The organism is Bifidobacterium animalis subsp. animalis ATCC 25527, from assembly GCF_000260715.1.
Lineage (GTDB): Bacteria > Actinomycetota > Actinomycetes > Actinomycetales > Bifidobacteriaceae > Bifidobacterium > Bifidobacterium animalis.
Genome location: NC_017834.1, coordinates 149,160 through 169,677 on the forward strand (window position 1 = coordinate 149,160; position 20,518 = coordinate 169,677).

Below are 20,518 nucleotides of genomic sequence, written 5' to 3' on the forward strand. Positions count from 1 at the left end.
CATGGATTTCATGACCATACTTTCCAACATTCTGGGCGAGCTCTTCGCCCCGACCACGGCCGCATATGCGCTCGCCGCCATCGGCCTGAACATCCACTTCGGCATGTCGGGCCTCATGAACATGGGTCAGGCCGGCTTCATGCTGCTGGGCGCCTACGGCTTCGCCATTACGCAGATGAACGGTTGCGACCTGTTCACCTCGGTGCTCACGGCATTGGTGCTCGCCGCGATCTACGGCATTCTGCTCGGCATCCCGACGCTCAAGCTCGGGCCGGATTACCTCGCCATGGTCACGCTGGCGGCGGCAGAGATCATTCGCATTGTGGGCCGTTCCACGTCGCTCACCTGGCTCACCGGCGGTTCCGCCGGTATCGCGCCGCAGAACTTCACCGAGAACTTCGAGAACGCCTCGCCGTTGCCCGACGGCTCCACGAAGTTCCTGCTGTGGACCTACAACAACAACATCGCGAACTCGTGGTGGCTGCGCATCGTGGCCTGGGTGCTCGTGGCGATCGCCCTGCTGCTGTGCTGGCGCTGGTTCCACTCGCCGTGGGGCCGCGTGCTCAAGGGCATTCGCGAGGACGAGAACGCGATTCGCTCGCTGGGCAAGTCGGTGACTAAGTACAAGATGCAGGCGCTGATCCTGGGCGGCCTGTTCGGCGCGATCGCCGGCATCGTGTTCGTGCTGCCCCGTTCACTCAATCCGGATTCGCTCGGCCGCACCGTCACGTTCTACACCTGGACGATCCTGCTGCTCGGCGGCGCCGCGACGATCATGGGCCCGGTGCTCGGCTCCTGCGTGCTGTGGGTGCTGCTCACCGCCGTGAAGGAGACGATGCGCGTGACGATTCTGACGACCGCGATCTCCTCGAACCAGATCGAGGCCCTCGGCTGGGTGATCGTGGGCGTGGCGCTCATGCTGCTCGTGATCTTCCGCCCGCAAGGCATTCTCGGCAACAAGAAGGAGCTGGCGTTCAATGGCTGACACAACCGACAAGACAAGCGAGACCACGGCTGCCGGCTCGACGGCCACCGTGAAGGAACCGTTCTACGACATCGCGAAATGGGCCACGAAGGCGCCGGAGGGGGAGAAGCTCATCTCCACCGCCTACGGCGACAAGGTGACCGAAGACCTGCGCTACGTGAAGAACGAGCCCGGCGTGCACAAGCCCGACCCGATTCTGGTGGCCGATAACGTCACCCGTCGCTTCGGCGGCATGACGGCCGTGGATGTGCAGCATTTCGAGATCGAGCGCCATGGCATCACGGCCCTCATCGGCCCGAACGGCGCCGGCAAGACGACGTTCTTCAATCTGATGACCGGCTTCGACACCCCGAACACCGGCTCCTGGCAGTTCGACGGCAAGGACATGGCCCATGTGAACCCGGAGAAGGTGGCGCGCGGAGGCATGGTGCGCACCTTCCAGCTCACCAAGGTGATGAGCCGGCTCACCGTGCTCGACAACATGATGCTGGGCGCACAGGACCACCCCGGCGAGGGTATGTTCCGCTCGCTGTTCCCGGCGGCCTGGAAGAAGCAAGAGAAGGAGAACCGCGAGAAGGCCGAGGCGCTGCTCGACCGCTTCCTGCTCTACAAGAAGAAGGACGACTATGCAGGGGCGCTCTCCGGCGGCCAGCGCAAGCTCCTCGAAATGGCCCGCGCGCTCATGTGCGACCCGAAGCTCGTCATGCTCGACGAGCCGATGGCCGGCGTGAACCCGGCGCTGAAGCAGAGCCTGCTCGACCACATCATCGCGTTGCGCGAAGACGGCACCACCGTGCTGTTCGTGGAACACGACATCAACATGGTGCGCCATATCGCCGACTGGGTCACCGTGATGGCCGAGGGCAAGATCGTGGCCGAAGGCCAGCCCAAGACGGTGATAGACGACCTGGCCGTCGTCGACGCCTACCTGGGCGCCCACGCCAACATCGACCTCGGCGACGACTCCGTACTCGAAGGATTGGAGGGTGGCAATGCCTGACACTGCAACACTGACCCCAACCGAGGCGCCCGACGTCTCGACGCTCGACCGCTCGCAGATCCATGTGGGCGAGCTGGAGGGCGAGCCGCTGCTCGACGCCGACAATCTGGTCGCCGGCTACCTGCCGGGCGTCAACATCTTGAACGGCGCCTCACTCACACTGCACGACGGCGAGATCGTGGGCATCATCGGCCCGAACGGCGCCGGCAAGTCCACGTTGCTCAAGTCGCTGTTCGGCCTCGTGCACATCCACTCCGGCAAGCTCACGCTCAAAGGGCAGGACATCACGAATCTGCGTGCCGACAAACTCGTCTCGCGGGGCGTCGGCTTCGTGCCACAGACGGAGAACGTGTTCCCGAGCCTCACGATTGCCGAGAACATGCATATGGGCGCATATCAGGCGCCGAAGCTGTTCAACGAGCGCTTCGACTACGTCTGCTCGATCTTCCCCAAGCTCGGCGACCGCAGGAACCAGCTGGCAGGCCAGCTCTCCGGCGGCGAGCGGCAGATGGTGGCGATGGGGCGCGCGCTGATGATGCAGCCGAGTGTGCTGCTGCTCGACGAGCCAAGCGCGGGCCTCTCGCCGATGATGCAGGACGAGACCTTCATTCGCGTGCGTCAGGTGAACAGGGCCGGCGTCTCCGTGGTCATCGTCGAGCAGAACGCGCGGCGTTGCCTGCAGATCTGCGACCGCGGCTACGTGCTCGACCAGGGGCACAACGCGTACTCGGGCCGCGGGCGCGACCTGATGAACGACCCGAAGGTCATCTCGCTGTACCTGGGCAATCTGGAAGAGGAGGTCGAGAAAGAGAACAAGTGAAATAAAATAGAAACAATCTGTAAATGAAAGCCTAATATTACTATATAATAATAAATATAACTAAATACTATAACTGAAGATGAAAAAATATGAGATGAGAGATGTGCCGGCGAACGGCGGAGAAGAGAGAAGACTGAAATGCGACTGGCAAACAAGATGAAGATGTTGACGGCAATGACCGCAGCGGCACTGCTCGCGCTGTCGGGATACGGCTCGTCGGGCGGCGCGTCCGGCGGATCGTCGAGCAGCGCGGCGTCGAGCAGCGACGGCATGGTGATCGGCGCACTGCTGCCGCTCACCGGCACCCTCGCCTACCTGGCACCGCCGGAGGTGGCGGCGATCAAGCTCGCGATCGGCGACATCAACAAGGCGGGCGGCGTGCTCGGCAAGGACGTCACCGAGGTCGAGGCCGATACGTCGGACGGCGAGCATGCCGACCAGAACACGTCAGCCGCGCAGTCCGTGCTGTCGAAGCACCCGTCGGTCGTGATCGGACCCGCCGCATCGGGCGTCGTCAAGAACGTCTACAAGAGCATCGTCGCCGAGAAGATCCCGGTGATCTCAATGGCATCGACGTCGATGACGCTCTCCGGCATGGATCCGTACTTCTTCCGCACCGTCGCCCCGGATGCCGTGCAGGGCGCGGTGATGGGCGACCTCATTGCGCAGGACGGCGTGAAGAAGCTCGCCATCGCCTGCTTCAACGACGAGTACGGCACCGGCATGCGCAACATCATTCTGCAGAAGCTCAAGGATGCCGGCGTCGACGTGGTGTACGGCGAGAAGGACGCCTTCGACCCGGCCGAGACGAACTACTCGTCGATCGCGACGGCGATCAAGAACTCCGGCGCCGACGCGACGCTGATCATCTCGTACGATCAGGCGACGCCGCTGATCAAGGCGCTGGCCTCCGCCGGCGTGGACACGCACAAGCTCTATCTCGTCGACGGCAACACCGTCGACTACTCGAAGACCTACGACGCCGGCCTGCTCAAGGGCTCGAAGGGCACCATCCCCGGCACCCATGTCGACGACAAGTTCAAGTCCGACCTCAAGGGCACCGGCACCGACATCTCTGACACCACATACGCCGCCGAAACCTACGACGCGGTGATCCTCGCCGCGCTCGCCGCCGAACAGGGCGGCAGCACCAGCGGCGAGACGGTCACGAAGAACCTCTCATCGGTCTCCGGCGCCGACGGCGGCGAGAAGTGCGAGAGCTTCGAGGCCTGCAAGACGCTCATCAAAGACAAGAAGAAGATCCAGTACTTCGGCAAGACCGGCATCGGGCCCTTCAACAAGAACAACGATCCGAGCTCGGCGAACATCGGCATCTTCGAGTACGACGGCAACAACGTCAACGTGTTCCAGGACATGCAGAGCGGCGACGTGCCGACCGAGTGACGTACCATCCCTCTCCTCTATACGAAGGGCTGTCCACAAGGCGGCCCTTCGCTGTTTTTGCAGGCCAGGCGCCGACCTCAGCGACGGGTGGTGGCGCGCTCGTGCAGCGTCACCGGGATGATCGTCGTGTTGGCATCGCCGTCCGTGGCATCTGGGCGTTGCGGCGAAGCCTCGATCCCGTGTTCCACGCACGCGGCGATGGTGTGTGCGATCTGCCCGAAATCCTGGGCGACCGTGGTGAGCGGCATGCCGGCGCAATCCGCGGCGAGCGTGCCGTCGTAGGCGACGATCTGCACATCGCCGGGCACTGCGATCGAGCGCGAGACCGCCTCCTGCACGGCGAATGCGGCGGCGAGGTCGGCCCCCACGAACGCATCCATGTCCGGGTGTTCGTCGAACGCCTCGCGCACTGCCCGCTGCACGCCGGCGATGTCGAACACCTCGCCCGACTCGATGTACGTGTGCGCAATCCGCGCTTGGGAAAGGCGGTCTTCCAACGTTTGCACATACCGGACGGTGGGGAAGGTGGAGCGGTCGCCGAGGTCGGTGAACTGCGCGCGCGGGCCACCCACCATGACCACATGGTGCGCGCCGGTGCGCACGAGGAGTTCGGCGATGAGCTCGCCGCCATGCACGTGGTCTGAACTCACCTGGGTGATTCCCGCCCCCAGATTGCGGTCGAAGGCGACCACCGGGCGGTCGATTGCGCGCCAATACTGCTGCGGGTCGTGGGTGGTGTGCGCGGCGACGACCAGCGCGTCCAGGCTGTGCCGACGCAACATGTCGACATACTGCGCCTCGCCGTTCGCGGAGTCGGCGGTGGAGCACAGCATCGTCTGCAGACCGCGGCCGGCGAACTCGTGCTGCAGGTGCGCGGTGAGCGTGGCGAAGAACGGGTGCTGGATGGTGGGCACGATGACGCCGATGATGCCGGTTTTGCCGTGGTAGAAATTGCGTGCGAGCTCGTTGGGCACATAGTCGAGCTCGCGCATGGCCTGCTCGACCTTCTCGCGCATGTCGCGTGAGACATAGCCGGTGCCGTTGATCACCAGCGAGACACTGCTCACCGAGACGCCTGCCCGTTTCGCGACGTCGCGCATGCCGACCATGTTCGCCTCCTCATTTCCTGCTCCGTGTGTTGCCGTCTGCGGTATCGAACCGGTTTGACGACCACTATCGATTGTATGTGCAGATTTCGTCCTCCGGCAACCGCGTTTCGGCAGAGGCCGGCGGTTTGGCGTGCTGCTCCTCGGCCTCTTTGTGTCGGATTGCATATTTCGGCCATTGGGGAGTGCGGTTTGGTGGCCATTCTGTGCCGTGTGGCGCGTTTTGGCCGTTGAGGGGCGTTGTTCGGTGGTCGGATTGTGCTGTCGTGCGCAGAATGGCCGACGGGGATGGTGGCGGTGAGGCTCGGGGGGTGTTGTGTCGTCCCTTGTTGGCTGTTCTGCGCCGGGGTGCGCGTTTTGGCCGTCGGGGAGTGTCGTTCGGTGGCCGGATTGTGCTGTGGTGCGCGGAGTGGCCGATGAAGATAGTGGCCGGCGGGGAGCTGGTAGGGAATTGGCGGGGAATTGGTGGAAGATTGGGATTCCCGCTGCTCCTTTGGCGGTCACTTCGTGCTGGGCTGCGCGTTTTGACCGTTGAGGGGTGCTGTCTGTCGGTGGAATCGTGTGATTGTACGAAAAATGGCCGTTGGATGCATCGGGGTGCATTGGGGGAGGGCGTCACACACTCGCAAGCACACGGCAATGGACGAGGCCGATCTGAGGTTCGTGCGGAGGGTGCCACGCACTCGCACTCGCTGCCGCGCGCTTGCACTGGGCGAACGGGTGGGTGTGGCCGCCGGCCGTGGGGCGAGGGTGTGCCGGTCGCCGCGATCTGTGCTCGAGGGGGCGTTGTGCCGTCATGGTCGACGCGTTTTGGCAGAGCGCGGTGAATCGTCGAATATCGAACCGGTTCGACACGCCGAGAGCAGAGCGCTTGCGTGCGCGTGAAAAATGAGGTAAAACAATACTCGAACCGGTTCGATACGGCAGCTCGCGCAACGATGAAGCTTCAGGCAGACGCATCGCCCCGGAGATATCCCGAAGACGTGATAGACGAATCCAGGAGGAGCCATGAAGAACAAAGTTCAGCTGATCACCTATGCGGATCGCTTGGGTGACGGCAATCTTGCTTCGATGACCGACATTCTGCGCACGCGATTCGACGGCGTATACGAGGGCGTGCACATTCTGCCGTTCTTCACCCCGTTCGATGGCGCGGACGCAGGCTTCGACCCGATCGACCACACCAAGGTCGACGCCCGCCTCGGCGACTGGGATGACATCGCCGAGCTCGCCAAGACGCATGACATCATGGTCGATGCCATCGTCAACCACATGAGTTGGCAGTCCAAGCAGTTCCAGGATGTGCTCGCGAATGGCGAGGATTCGGAGTACTACCCGATGTTCCTCACGATGAGCTCCGTGTTTCCCGACGGCGCGACCGAGGAGGAGCTCGCCGGCATCTACCGCCCGCGCCCGGGCCTGCCGTTCACCCACTACAGCTTCGCCGGCAAGACCCGCTTGGTGTGGGTCACGTTCACGCCGCAGCAGGTCGACATTGACACCGACTCCGCCAAGGGCTGGGAATACCTGATGTCGATCTTCGACCAGATGAGCAAGTCGCACGTCAAGTACATCCGTCTCGACGCCGTCGGCTACGGCGCCAAGGAGGCCGGCACCAGCTGCTTCATGACTCCCAAGACCTTCGAACTCATCTCGCGACTGCGCGAGGAGGGCGCCAAGCGCGGTCTGGAGATTCTCATCGAGGTACACTCGTACTACAAGAAGCAGGTGGAGATCGCCGCCAAGGTGGATCGCGTCTATGACTTCGCATTGCCTCCGCTGCTGCTGCACTCGCTGTTCACCGGCAAGGTGGACGCGCTCGCGCACTGGACTGAGATTCGCCCGAACAACGCCGTCACCGTGCTCGACACGCACGACGGCATCGGCGTCATCGACATCGGCTCCGACCAGCTCGACCGTTCGCTCAAGGGTCTGGTGCCCGACGCGGACGTTGACAACATGGTCGAGACGATCGCGAAGAACACCCATGGCGAGTCGAAGGCCGCAACCGGCGCCGCCGCTTCGAACCTCGACCTCTACCAGGTGAACTCCACATACTATTCGGCGCTCGGCTGCAACGACCAGCATTACATTGCCGCGCGCGCCGTGCAGTTCTTCCTGCCGGGCGTTCCGCAGGTGTACTACGTGGGCGCGCTCGCCGGCGAGAACGACATGGAGCTGCTCAAGCGCACGAATGTGGGCCGCGACATCAACCGCCACTATTACACGACCTCCGAGATCGACAAGAACCTCGAACGTCCGGTGGTCAGGGCCCTGAACGCGCTCGCCAGATTCCGCAACGAGCTGCCGGCGTTCGACGGCGACTTCAGCTACTCGGTGGGCAATGACGAGTCGATTGCGTTCTCCTGGAACGGGTTCGGCTCCTCCGCCACGCTCACGTTCACGCCGTCCAAGGGCATGGGTGTCGAGAACCCACAGTCCGTCGCCACGCTCGTCTGGACGGATTCCACCGGCGAGCACCGCACCGACGACCTCATTGCGAACCCGCCCGTCATGCAGGCGAGCTGATGCGCGGTTCCCGATAGAGATTTCAGATATTTGCAGATTCTCGGAAAAGAGAAACCATGGTTGACGAACAAGACACCCACGGAGGGAGCGCGCCGTCGACGGGCTCGAACGGCTACATTCGCCCGGGCATCGACGACCGCCCCGACTTCGATAAGGCATTGAGCCAGAAAGACAAGGAGAACATCTCCCGTCTCACCGCGCCGATGCCGAAGAAGCGAGCCGCCGACAGCAGTGTGGGCGACGAGCAGGTGCAGGGCACCAAACTCGCCACCGATTCGCAGGCCGTCGGTTCGGGCATGGCCGCACTCGCCGCCGTCGACACCGCGGTGCCGGACGAGGCGTCCGCGTTCATGGACATGCGCGATCCGATGGTCTCGGCCGACGGCCACCGCCCCACCAGGGCCGAACTCGTGCGCTTGGGCATCGGCTTCACCGTCTCCGCAGTCGCCTGCGCGATTCCGTGGGTGGCGCTGAGCACCGTCATTCTGCCGCGCGTGTTCGAGCTGATCGACAACTCGAGCAAGGAGGCCATGCTCGGCTTGGTCAACTCGATCGGTGCGATTGTGGCGTTGCTGGCGAACATCATCTTCGGCACGCTGTCTGACATGACGCGCTCCCGCTTCGGCAAGCGCACGCCGTGGATCGTGGGCGGCGGTATCATCACCGGTCTTGCCATCGGAGCCATCGCATTCACGCGCAACGAGGCGTTGATCATCTTCCTGTGGTGCGTCGCCCAGATGGGCTACAACATGATGCTCGCGCCATACGTGGCCGTGATGTCCGACCGTGTGCCCGACAAGGTGCGCGGTACGATCTCCGGCTTCTACGGCGCCGGCATCGCCGTCGGCCAGACGCTCGGCTCGGTCGTGGGTGCCGCGTTCCTGCGCCAGGGGCAGTCGGGACTCCTCTCCGCATGGATGATGGGTCTGGGCATCTTCAGCCTCACCGGCATCTTCGTCGTCGCCATGTGGCCGCGTGAGAAGTCGAGCTGCTTCGAGGAGCAGAGCGAGCATGTGACCGTGAAGTCCGTGCTCCTGAACTTCCGGCCGCCGCGCCACGCGCCCGACTTCTACTACGCGCTCGTCGGCCGCACGCTCATGATGGGCGGTTACTGGATGATCACGACCTACCAGCTCTACATTGCGCAGGACTACATCTACGCCGGCGATCCGAATGCGAAGGACAAGGCGGCTACGATCATCGCCACCATGGGCGTGATCACACTCGTCGTCTCGCTGATCGCCGCTGTCACGGCAGGTCCGATCACCGACCGTCTCGGCAGGCGCAAGCTGCCGGTGGCGCTCGCGAGCTGCCTGTTCGCCGTCGGTGCCGCGATGCCGCTGTTCTTCCGCTCGCCGATGGGCATATATCTGTTCGCCGCCGTCGCCGGCCTCGGTTACGGCGTCTACAACGCGATCGACCAGGCGCTCAACGTGGCCGTGCTGCCGAATCCGAAGGAAGCTGGCAAGGATCTGGGTATTCTCAACCTCGCCAACACGCTTTCCACAGTGATCGGCACGGCGATGACCTCGCTCGTCGTTTCCATCGTCAAGAGCTCGATGCACGTCTCCACCACCCCCGCCGTCGCCTACGCATGGGTGTTCGGCGTCGCGATCGTGATCGTGCTCGCCGCGGCCGCGCTCATCATGCGCATCCGCAACGTCAAGTAATCCCTTACCTCTCTCCAGACCGCAGGCCGGCAGCGTTCGCGTTGCCGGCCTGTTCCATATACTGCCGAAATTTCAACATTGTTGAATGATTGCGGCGATGATGAGTGCTAATAATGATGAGTGCTAATAATATGGATATAGTTGGGGGAGGCGGAGTGATATGCCGTTCTCTATTCGTATGGTGCAGGGAGACATGATGGGCGACGATGCGATCAACGTGGAGGTCTGCAGCATTCGCGAACTGCTGCACTGCACGTTGCAGGTGCCTTCCTATCAGCGTCCCTACGTCTGGCAGGCGTCCAACGTGCTCCAGCTGATCGAGGATATTGCGGATTCGGCGCCGGTCGATCCCACCTCAAATGCATCCAAGTATCGTATCGGCACCGTCATCATCTATCGGAACGAAGACGGGAATTCGCTTGACATCGTCGATGGGCAGCAGCGGGTGATCACGTTGCATCTGATATTGACCGCATTGGAGGCCTGTGATGGTGATATGCGGCTGGATATGCACGATGACGAGCAGACCCGCCGACATCTGTACGAGAACTATCGTGCGATACGGCAATTGCTGGATTCGTGGGAAGGTGAACGGCGCTCGCAATTCGTGGATCGGCTGTTCGATGGCTGCGAGGTGCTGAAGGTTACGTCAGACCATCTGTCCGAAGCGTTCCAGATGTTCGATTCGCAGAATGCGCGCGGCAAGGAACTCGATCCCACTGATCTGCTCAAGGCGTTCCATCTTCGCTGCATGGATGCCGTCGACAATCCCACCCGCAAACAACAACTGGTGCGGCGGTGGGAGCTACATCAGGATGAGATTCAGCCGCTCTTCGGCACGTATCTCTACCGCATCGCATGTTGGAGCCGGAGGGAGAAGGCGAAGCCCGGCGGTCTGGATTCGGATTCCATCGGCATGTTCAAGGGCATTGATTTGCCGGGGTGCGGCAATGAACGGCGATGCGTGCAGTGGCAGCGCAATTTCGTCACAGCATGGTATGCGAATACTGTGCATACCGATGACGAGCCGGAGACGTCGTATACGTTCCAGATCGACCAGCCGGTGATCAACGGTGAAGCGTTCTTCTGTTATGCGGAGCATTATCGAAGGTGGCTCCAACAGCAGATCATGCATGATGAAGATCCGTGGAGGGATGCCTACGCCGATATCGCCCCCTTTGCTAATACGTGGCGATACCGCTATATGATCGAGCTCTTTCATACCATCCTGCTGTATTACCGGGATAGATTCGGCGATGACGATGCTGCAGACGTCGCCAGAATGGCGTTCCTGTATGCCGCGTATATGCGACTCGGAACCAAATCATTGTCATTTGCCGCCGTCAACAACTATGTGCTGACCGACGCACGATGGGAGTGGCGGAATGCTCGCATATTTGAAGTGATTCGTAACTCTGACCGCGGGTCGGATGTGCTGTCTCAGATGGCGCGTATTCCTCGGAAGCCTATTGAAGATTCGGACGATTTGGGACTGTGGTATCGCTATATGCTGCGCAGTTCTAGGACTCGGCTTGATGATGGCAAAGCCTCTTCGTCTGAGGGCATTCTTCATGTGCTCATCGATAATCTGCAGCAAACGGGATTGTTCGCGAAAGCCGATGTGGGAAGGCAGCAGTCCAGCCTTTCGGGATGGGATGTGTTTGACGTTTTGTATAAGGCCGGCTTCATCGTCCATCGGGGAAAAGGGAGCCCGTATTACTGCTTGCAAGAGAAGATGTGGAGCGGGCGCATACCTGAAGACTGGAAGGACTGGAAAAGGCGAAAAGAATGGGCGGCTGACATCGACGGCATTTTGAACGCGGGGAAGGGGCGATGATGACCGGCAATCCGACGATACTGAGCATCGCTGAACTCTTCAACGAGGAATGCGTATATCGGGTTCCAATTTATCAGCGTGCATATGCGTGGGGCACTGATGAGATCAAGACACTGCTCGACGATCTCAAGCGTGCCGCCGGCACGGCATACCACCTGGGCTCACTGGTAGTCGCAGGGCGCGGCGACGATCAAAATCGGACTGTGTACGAGGTCGTCGACGGGCAGCAGCGTCTGACCACGCTGTATCTGCTCATGGCAGTGCTCTGCCATGGTGATGACGATAGAGCCGCTGGCGCGCTGACTGCATGGAACATGCAATTGGAATACGAATGCCGTGCCGAATCATATGGGGTATTGCTGGAACGGTTGCGTGCGAGCGGCGAGCCCAATCAAGCGGAGGATGTCGTCGTGCAGGATGGCCCATCTGATCAAGAGAACGAAGAGATGGAGACGATGTGCCGCCCATTGCTCGATGGGTACCAGATCATTCGTCAATATATCGCAACGTCGGAGAAAACGTCGGAGAAAACGTCGGAGAATCGGATAGACCTCGAAAAACTGCGCACCAATGTGAGGGTCGTGCGTGACGAATTGCCGCCGGGGACCGACCTCAACCGCTATTTCGAGATCATGAATACACGCGGCGTGCAGCTCAGGCCGCAGGACATCATCAAAGCGCGTCTCATGAGCGCTGTATCCTCCGCGGCCGATCGCGAGACCATCGGCCGCATCTGGGATGTCTGCTCGGATATGGATCACTACATGCAATGCCTCGCGACTCCCGATGAACGGACGCGCTGGTTCGGCGAGGATTGGTCGTCGGTGCCGCCTATCGATTGGAATCAACTCGTTGGCGCAGCCGGCTCAGGTGATGGCGATGGCAGCGTCAAATCATTCAAGTCATTCAAGGATGTGCTACGCGAAGCTCTCAACGAGGAACCCCTGCAAGCGGAACGGCAGACGCAGCCGGGCGTCCGGTCGGACGACGAAGTTGAACAGTATCGTTCCATCATCAGTTTCCCGGCGTTCCTCATGCATGTGCTGCGCATCTACTGTGGCGGCGAGAGCGATGCTTCTGGCGACGCCAAGCAAATCTCTCTTGATGATGCGGAATTGCTCAGAGTAAAGGTGGCCAGGATATTTTCGAAAGCTCCAGAGAACTCAGAAGACTCAGGGGACTCAGACGACAGTGCGTCTGCGGAGGACAACGCGAAACGATTCGCCGCAACACTGCTGAAGTGCCGTTTCCTGTTCGACAACTGCATCATCAAAACGCGCATGGATGCAGCCGCTCCATCCGATGCCACCGAATGGACGCTCAAATGCTGCAAGGAAAACAAGAAGGAGCGGTCCTACTACCTCGCCAATGCGTTCTCGAATGACTGCCAGCAGGAACTGATCATGATCCAGTCCATGTTCCAGGTGACCGAAACGGGCAACAACCACAAGAACGCACTGTACTCAATGCTGCAATGGTTGTGGGGAGTGGAAGCAGTCGATGGATTCGCGTTCTTGCAACGCATTCGGGAGTATGCGCGCGAGAGGCTTGAGAGGGCGCTGGGGCTGGAGAGCCTGAAAGATGCGCCGACGGAAAAGCGCCAGTCGCGTATCCGTGAAGCCGTCAGCCGAGGTGTCGGCACTGAGCATTTCATCTTCAACTATCTGGACTATGCGCTGTGGGTGCTGCTTGCACCAGTCGATGGTTCGGCGCAGGGAGAGGATGTGCCTGTAGTCAGTATCTTCGGAGCCGATGAACCCCCGACGATAGCGTCGGACGTGCGTACTCAGTGGTGGGAATACACAGCACAGTCCGACGAGAGTATGCAAGCCCTTGATTGCAAGCAATTCCGCTTCCGCTACCGCAATTCCGTGGAGCATTTCTCGCCGCGGCATCCTTTGGGCGGCGGCGCGCCGGACAATGTGGACGACTTCGGCAATCTATGCCTACTGACGGTTCAAGAGAACTCCCGACGCAACAACCTCGATGCGATGGAGAAGATCAGGCATTTCAATGTAGGTCAGCAAAGCCTGAAATTCCAGTTCATGGTCGGGCAAGCACAGAAGGAGAACGCATGGGGCAAGCCGCAGATAGAGAAACAGACCGAGCTATGGGTCCAGCTGCTGGACGCGCTGAGCATGGCATCCCGTTCCCGGTGAGTGCCGACCTGTTCTACAGCTCTGAGAATATGCGCCATCTGGAGAAGCCGATTCGCCAATTGGAACATGGTGGCGTAGCTGAACACGAGCTTCTGGAGCCATGACATGCTCAAAATCTGGACTGACGAAGCCTGGGGCGATTATCTGCATTGGCGACAGACCGACAAGCGCGCTTTAAGAAAGATCAATGCGCTCATCTATCAATGTTTCGAACGCTTTTCCGCGTTCGTGCGAGCGTAACGCGGCGCTCACGCGCTCGGTTTGTGGCGCACGTAATCTGCAAACAGATTCACGCAAGAAGTCTAGGGATGTGAATCGGAACCACCGCTTCGCCTGCTTGCGAAGAGTTGCATTCGCAGATTCGCGCGGGCAAGAGATCAGAGAGAGGAAACGGTGATTGCAATGAACAATGCGAAAATCAAGTCATGGATGGTCACGGCGACGGCAATGGCCGCGGCGATGCTCACGCTGTCGGGCTGCGGCTCGGGCGCGGAAAGCAAGGCGGACGCCGATGAGGCCACGTTCACGGCGGCCGGGCTCTTCCCGCTCACCGGCTCCATGGCATATTTGGGACCGGCGAACATCGCGACGATGAAGCTCGCCCAGAACGACATCAATGCGGCCGGCGGCGTGCTCGGCAAGGACATCGATATCGTCTCGGCCGACACCTCGGACGCCGACCATGCGGATCAGAACACGTCGGCGGCGCAGTCGGTGCTCGCCAAGGATCCGTCGGTGGTGGTCGGGCCCCCGTCGAGCTCCGTGGTGAAGAACACGTTCAAGCAGGTGACCTCGTCGCAGGTGCCGATGATCTCGTCGGGCGCCACATCCACCGCGTTCTCCGGACTCAACGACTACTTCTTCCGCACGATTCCGCCGGACACGGTGCAGGGCGTGGTGCTCGGGCAGATTCTGGTCGAGGACGGTGTGAAGAACCTCGCCATCGCGGTATTCAACGACGAGTATGGCACGTCGTTGCGTGACGTGGTGGTCAAGACGGTTGAGGATGCCGGCGTCAATGTGGTGTACGGCGAGAAGGAGACCTTCGACCCGACCGAGACGAGCTTCTCGTCGATGGTCACGAACATCAAGTCCACGAAGCCGGACGCACTGCGATAGTCGGCTACGCGGAGCCGGATGCCGACGCGCTGTGTGTGCGTCTGGCCGACGAAGCGTACGCATTGGGTGCGGCCGAGACCGCCGACTTCGCTCAGGCCGTGATCGACGCGGGAATGGTGTGGGTGGGGCCGAAGCCGGAGACGATCCGCGTGCTCGGCTCGAAAGTCGCGGCGCGCCGGATCGCCGCCGAAGTGGGCGTACCAATGACACCCGGTACCACGCAACCGGTTCAGGACGCCGCCGAAGTGGTCGAGTTCGCACGCGAACACGGCTTGCCCATCGCAATCAAGGCGGTCTACGGCGGTGGCGGCCGTGGCCTGAAGGTGGTGCACGAACCCGACGAGGTGGCGGCCGCCTTCGAATCGGCGACGCATGAGGCCGAGGTGGCGTTCGGCAACGGCGATTGCTTCGTCGAGCGCTTCCTCGCACGTCCACGGCATGTAGAGGTGCAGGTGCTCGGCGACCAGTTCGGCACCGTGCTTGCCGTGGGCACGCGCGACTGCTTGCTGCAGCGGCGCAATCAGAAGCTCATCGAGGAGGCGCCCGCACCGTTCTTGGCCGCCGAGACCGTGCGGGAGCTCGAGCGCGCCGCGGTGGCGATCTGCTCACGCGCGCACTACGAAAGCGCGGGAACGGTGGAGTTCCTCGTCGACGACGGCACGATGAGCTTCATGGAGGTCAATACGCGCATTCAGGTGGAACACCCCGTCACCGAGGCGGCCACCGGCGTCGATCTCGTGGCCGCCCAACTCGCCATTGCCGAGGGCGCGCCGGTGGAGGCGGTGCCCGGGCTTGAATCCGGCGTCACACCAGAGCCGCGGGGGCATGCGATGGAATTCCGCATCAACGCGGAAGACCCCTCACTCGGCTTCGTGCCGTTCCCGGGCGTCGTCGAAAGCCTGCAGGTGCCCACCGGCCCCGGCATCCGCTTCGATTCGGGGGTGGCCGCCGGCGACTCCATTTCAAGCCGCTACGACTCCATGATCGCCAAGCTCATCGTCAAGGCCCCCACGCGCGCCGAATGCCTGCGCCGTGCGGAACGCGCGCTCGCCAAACTGCACATTCACGGCGTGCCCACCGTGGTGCCCTTCGACAAGGTGGTGCTCGAATCCGCGGATTTTGGCGCGGGCGCAGACTGGAGGGCCGACGACGATGTGTCCAATGCGAATTTTCGCGTGTACACGCGCTGGATTGAGGAGGAGCTGCTGCCGAATCTGCCCGCGGAAACGCTTGAGGACTGGCGTCGCGTCGGCGAGCGGGCGATGGGCGAACGCTCCGGCGAGGCCTCCCCGGTGGAAAGCTGGGTGGAAGTCGACGGCAAGCGCGTCACGCTGGGATTGCCTGCTTCGTTCGCCTCGATGATGGCGTTCGGGGCCGGCATGGCGCACGCCGGCGGCCACGTGCCCGCAACAGGCGCATCGGGTGCAGATTCCGACCTGCTCGCCGCGCTGCTCGGCGGCATCGCCCGCGGTGGCTCGTCCGAGACGGCACCTGACGGCGCTGTGCAGGGCGGCACTGTGCAGGGCGGCACTGTGCAGGGCGGCACTGTGCAGGGCGGCACACCGGTCACCGCTGAACTCGGCGGCACCGTGGTGCGCTGGCTCGCCGACGACGGCGCCCCGGTGCGCGAAGGCGACCTGATCGTCGTGCTCGAGGCGATGAAGATGGAACGCGAAGCGCTTGCACCGGCCACCGGAACGCTTCATATCACCGTGCCGGTCGGCGAGCAGGCGGACTACGGCGCCGTGCTCGGCACAATCGACTAGCGGGCGCATCTGCACACGGCAATCGAACATTCATCGAGGAGAATATGGGCAGCATCACGGACTGGAGTAAATACCCACGCATCGCACGCATCGCCAACGCGGCGGCGGCCGACGTGGGACGCGGGTCGGAAACACTGATAACTAACCTATGTGCGCGGCGACTTGTTCCGCGCGGCACGCCATCTTGCCCTCGGCGCGGAGCGGCCGCGGCGTGCTCGACGCGAGAACCGGCGCAAAACCAAGCGACCCGCACGCGCGCTCGTTGTCACCGGATTCTACATTCCGCAGGCGCAGCAGCCGGCCGCCGAAACGGACGGCCCGCTCGGCGCGCTATTTCGGCACGGTCGCCAAGCTGAGCGCCTTCGCCAGGCATTAGGTAATCCGAGCTAGCGCCTGGGTGGCAGGAATAGAGAACGGCGAATTCACTCGGCGTTCATCGAACGCCGGGCATGGCGCGGCGGCGAGCGGTTACTGTGGGAAATATGAGTAATGAGAGCAAGAACAGCAATGATTCCGCAGTGCCGCAGCCGCAGCAATCGGAACCACAGTGGCAGCCGGCTACCCCACGTCCGTTCCCGAAATCGAACTATATTCGCCCTGGCATTGACGACCGGCCCGATCTCGACAAGGCACTGAGTGCTGAAGACAAGTCGGCGGTCGCGCGCTTGGCCGTGCGGCAGAAGCCGGTCACCGCACCGCCCGCCGCCACACACCCGGAGGTGCAGGCCGCCGCGCTCGCCGATGCGGCGGGATTGGCCCACGCAGCCTCCGACGAGCCGATTCCCGACGTGGAATCCGCGTTCTTCGACCTGCGTGATCCGATGGTCGATTCCACCGGCTACCGCCCGACGCGCACGCAGGTGTTGCGCATGAAAATCGGCTTTGCCGCGGCGTCGCTGCTGCTGTCGTTCGCCATGGTAGCGCTCACCGTGGTGCTTGTGCCGCTGCGACTCGACGAATTCGGCGGCGCTTTCGACGGCACGGTGAATCTGGCGGTGCTGATTGGCGTGGGCATTGTGGTCGCGATGCTCATGACGGCATTCGCTTCCGCGATGTCAGACCGCACGCGCCTGCCGTTGGGGCGTCGCACACCCTGGCTCATCGGCGGCACCGTGGTCGCCACACTGTTTGCATTCGCGCTGTCCGCATGCCATACGAACGTCGCGATGATTCTCGTCTGGGTGTTCATGCAGCTCGGTTATGCGGTGATGGCGATGGCGTGCTCGGCAATGGTGGGCGAGATGGTGCCCGACAAGTTCCGTGACGCGGTGGCCACGTGGCGCAATGTTGCCATGTTCGCGGGGTCGCTCGCCGGCGCTGCGTTCGCCGCTGGCATGGCGGACCATGTCGATGCCGCGATGGACATATGCGCCGTGGCCATGCTCGCCGCCGGCGCTGTCGCGTTGTTCGTGCCACCGCACGAGCATTCCAGCGAATACCTGCACGTCACGCCGCTCGACGAAGACAAGCTGCTCGTGGCCTTCCGCGCGCCGCAGGGCGTGCGGCACTGGGGCATGATCGCCGCGATCCGCCTGCTCGTCTCGGCCACGCTCGCCGTCTCAATCACGTACGTGTGGTTCCTGGTGCGCTATGAGCATGGGACGCATGCTCCGAATTCACTGCAGTACACGGCGGTGACGATTGCCGCCATGGCCGTGGTGGCCTATGTGCTCGCCGCGATATCCTCCGTGCTGCTCGATCCGATTGCCAGCCGCTTCTCCAGTGCCAAGGCGCCGCTCGCCCTCGCGTCGGCCGTCATGCTTCTCGCGGCGATCTGCGGCATCGCGATGCCCAATCGCGCCGGACTCATATTATTCGCCGCATTCGGCGGCTGCGCACTGGCCATGCTCGATTCGCTCGCGCAGGCCCAGGCGCTTCACGCGATCGAGGATCTGCAGCACACCGGCCATGTGCTCGCCGTGCTGCACAGCCTCGACAGTGTGGGCAGACTGCTCGGCGTCGTCGTCGGCGCGATTGTGGTGGTTGCCGCAGACGCATTTGCCCCGCTGTTCATTGCCGCCGGCGTGCTGGCGTTGGCGCTGCTCGTCGTTGTGCTCTGCATCTCCTCGCGTCTCGCCGACTGACGGGGTGATTCAGCTGCGACCTGTCGTCTGGATATGCGGAACTGCAGCATGGACACTAGGCAATCTAGCGTGTTATGTTGAGGCAATGTGATTACAGGTGTCGTATATTATCTCGCTGACCAGATTTGAAAATCTCACTATATGGACACCGTGCGCGCTCGGTCGCGGGCTGGGGAGTAGGTTCTAACCCAACACGGCGCCGCGGCAAGCGCACGCCGCGCACAGCAACGCAAACGGATACGCGGAAAGGAGGCTCGCGATGAGTGAGACCATGGTCGCACGACTGCAGATTGTACGAATTATTATCTCGCCATCGGCGAGCTGATTCGTATACCCGAAATCCAGCCCTGCCGATGCGGCAGGGTGACGCACATGACATCTCGAGCCCTGCCGAAGTGCAGGGCTTTTGCATATCGCAACACAGAAAGAAGGAGATTCATGACCGCAGTCGAAACGGAAACGGAAGCGGGGCGCCGCGCCCCAGCGCTGGCGGGAGAGCGCGCGCATGCACTCAAACGGGCGGGGAGATCGTCTGTGGGCGCGATCATCGCCGCCTCGATGGTGGGCACGACGATTGAGTTCTACGACTTCTACGCCTACGGCACCGCGGCGGCGAACTACTTCCCGCGCGTGTTCTTCTCCGACAAGACGAACCCGACCGTCGCGCTGCTGCTCTCGCTCGTCACCTTCGCCGTCGCGTTCCTGGCCCGCCCGGTGGGCTCGCTCATCTTCGGCCATTTCGGCGACTCGATCGGCCGTAAGGCGACGCTCGTCGTCTCGCTGATGACCATGGGCGTCGCGACCTTCCTCATCGGCTGCCTACCCGGTTACGACATGTGGGGCGTGTGGGCCGTGCTCGCGTTGTGCGTCTGCCGGTTCGTGCAAGGCATCGGACTCGGCGGCGAATGGTCGGGCGCCGCGCTCGTGGCCACCGAGAACGCGCCTGCCGACAAGCGCGCGCTGTATGGCTCGTTCCCCGAGCTTGGCGCGCCGATCGGGTTCTTCCTGTGCAACGGCACCTATGTGCTGCTCGAGCTGTTCAACGATGACGCCGCGATGCTCGCATGGGGCTGGCGCGTGCCGTTCCTGCTCTCGTCACTGTTGGTGGTTGTAGGACTGCTCGTGCGTGTGCACATGGAGGAGACTCCGGCATTCCGCGCCGCGCAGCAAGACCAGCGCGTTGTCAAGGCACCTGCGCTCGAGGTGTTCCGCACCAGCTGGCGGCAGGTATTGCAGGCCACGTTCCTCGTCGCCGTCACCTACACGCTGTTCTACACGCTCGCCACATGGTCGCTCGCATGGGCCACGAAGAGCGATGCGCAGGGCGGCGGTGGACTCGGCTTCTCCACCAAGGAGTACATGACGATGCTCATGGTCTCCGTATGCGTGTTCGCCCTGTTCATCGTGCTCTCCTGCGTGTTTGCAGACCGCATCGGCCGCCGTCGCGTGATCATCGGCTCGTCAGTCGCGCTGCTCGTCTTCGCCGCATTGTTCCCGCTGCTCATGAACCGCGCCGTGGTCGGCGTGCACAACACCGCCGCCGCAATGCTGTTCCTGTGCCTCGGCTTTGCGCTGATGGGCATCGCCTTCGGTCCGATCGGCGCATTGCTGCCCGAGCTGTTCAGTGTGAACGTGCGCTACACGGGCTCCGGCATCGGCTACAACATCGCCGCAATCGTTGGCGCGGCGTTCGTCCCGTCGGTCGCCACATGGCTGTCGTCGCACTGGGGTGTCGGCTCGGTCGGGCTCTATCTGGGCGTCATGGCGCTGTGCTGCCTGGTGGCGATCCTGACGTGTCATGAGACCAAGAACGTGGATTACATGCAGTGAACATATGAATCCTTGGAATCCGTGTGCGAGGAAAGGAGTTCGGCAGGGCAATAGGAAACAGTGCGATAGGAATAGGCAATACGTAATACAGAATGTCCAGAATATGGTCAATCTATCTCCGCGATAATCAATGATCTATGGACGAATGCCCGGTATTTTCCAAAAGAAACAGAGGGCATTCCAAAACGCGGCACCGCCGGTATCCAAAA

At 62.2% G+C, this 20,518-nt stretch carries 14 protein-coding genes and 1 pseudogene; 14 read left to right on the plus strand and 1 reads right to left on the minus strand.

Annotated elements, in window-relative coordinates:
• The first annotated feature begins 1 nt into the window (after position 1).
• The 4 genes from BANAN_RS00665 (at position 2) to BANAN_RS00680 (ending at position 4,209) form a co-directional block, all read left to right on the plus strand.
• Positions 2-985: a branched-chain amino acid ABC transporter permease gene (locus tag BANAN_RS00665; protein WP_014697066.1), complete on the plus strand. Its 984-nt coding sequence runs from the start codon at positions 2-4 to the stop codon at positions 983-985.
• The gene (locus BANAN_RS00670; protein ID WP_014697067.1) at positions 978-1,985 is read left to right on the plus strand and encodes an ABC transporter ATP-binding protein; all 1,008 of its coding nucleotides are present in this window, start codon (positions 978-980) and stop codon (positions 1,983-1,985) included. The genes BANAN_RS00665 and BANAN_RS00670 overlap by 8 nt, the downstream gene beginning before the upstream one ends.
• Complete coding sequence (locus BANAN_RS00675) at positions 1,978-2,805, plus strand: ABC transporter ATP-binding protein (RefSeq protein WP_014697068.1); 828 nt, start codon at positions 1,978-1,980, stop codon at positions 2,803-2,805. Before BANAN_RS00670 ends, BANAN_RS00675 begins: the two co-directional genes overlap by 8 nt.
• 138 nt (positions 2,806-2,943) lie before the next feature.
• Positions 2,944-4,209, plus strand: a complete 1,266-nt coding sequence (locus BANAN_RS00680; RefSeq protein WP_014697069.1) for an ABC transporter substrate-binding protein — start codon at positions 2,944-2,946, stop codon at positions 4,207-4,209.
• 77 nt (positions 4,210-4,286) lie between these two features.
• On the opposite strand, the gene BANAN_RS00685 is transcribed toward BANAN_RS00680, so the two are convergent.
• Complete coding sequence (locus BANAN_RS00685) at positions 4,287-5,318, minus strand: LacI family DNA-binding transcriptional regulator (protein ID WP_014697070.1); 1,032 nt, start codon at positions 5,316-5,318, stop codon at positions 4,287-4,289.
• 1,005 nt (positions 5,319-6,323) lie between these two features.
• On the opposite strand from BANAN_RS00685, the gene gtfA reads away from it, so the two are divergent.
• The 10 genes and pseudogenes from gtfA (at position 6,324) to BANAN_RS00725 (ending at position 20,309) form a co-directional block, all read left to right on the plus strand.
• Complete coding sequence (gene gtfA / locus BANAN_RS00690; RefSeq protein WP_014697071.1) at positions 6,324-7,844, plus strand: sucrose phosphorylase; 1,521 nt, start codon at positions 6,324-6,326, stop codon at positions 7,842-7,844.
• Between the two features lie 56 nt (positions 7,845-7,900).
• On the plus strand, positions 7,901-9,514 hold the full coding sequence (locus tag BANAN_RS00695; protein WP_014697072.1) for an MFS transporter: 1,614 nt from the start codon (positions 7,901-7,903) through the stop codon (positions 9,512-9,514).
• A 160-nt stretch (positions 9,515-9,674) separates the two neighbouring features.
• Entirely contained in the window at positions 9,675-11,351 is a 1,677-nt protein-coding gene (locus tag BANAN_RS00700) for a DUF262 domain-containing protein (protein ID WP_014697073.1), read from the plus strand.
• Entirely contained in the window at positions 11,348-13,510 is a 2,163-nt protein-coding gene (locus BANAN_RS00705; protein WP_014697074.1) for a DUF262 domain-containing protein, read from the plus strand. Before BANAN_RS00700 ends, BANAN_RS00705 begins: the two co-directional genes overlap by 4 nt.
• 105 nt (positions 13,511-13,615) lie before the next feature.
• On the plus strand, positions 13,616-13,750 hold the full coding sequence (locus BANAN_RS08055) for a type II toxin-antitoxin system YoeB family toxin (protein WP_014697075.1): 135 nt from the start codon (positions 13,616-13,618) through the stop codon (positions 13,748-13,750).
• Between the two features lie 162 nt (positions 13,751-13,912).
• Positions 13,913-14,629, plus strand: coding sequence for an ABC transporter substrate-binding protein (locus BANAN_RS00710; RefSeq protein WP_014697076.1), 717 nt, complete (start codon positions 13,913-13,915; stop codon positions 14,627-14,629).
• A 35-nt stretch (positions 14,630-14,664) separates the two neighbouring features.
• Complete coding sequence (locus tag BANAN_RS00715) at positions 14,665-16,395, plus strand: ATP-binding protein (RefSeq protein ID WP_014697077.1); 1,731 nt, start codon at positions 14,665-14,667, stop codon at positions 16,393-16,395.
• A 44-nt stretch (positions 16,396-16,439) separates the two neighbouring features.
• Positions 16,440-16,728: pseudogene (locus tag BANAN_RS08745) on the plus strand (glutamate cyclase domain-containing protein); the annotation flags it as partial.
• A 149-nt stretch (positions 16,729-16,877) separates the two neighbouring features.
• Positions 16,878-18,479 carry an MFS transporter gene (locus BANAN_RS00720; RefSeq protein WP_014697078.1) on the plus strand — a complete coding sequence of 534 codons (1,602 nt, stop codon included), beginning with the start codon at positions 16,878-16,880 and terminating at the stop codon, positions 18,477-18,479.
• Between the two features lie 438 nt (positions 18,480-18,917).
• Positions 18,918-20,309, plus strand: a complete 1,392-nt coding sequence (locus BANAN_RS00725) for an MFS transporter (protein WP_014697079.1) — start codon at positions 18,918-18,920, stop codon at positions 20,307-20,309.
• The last annotated feature ends 209 nt before the right edge of the window (positions 20,310-20,518 follow it).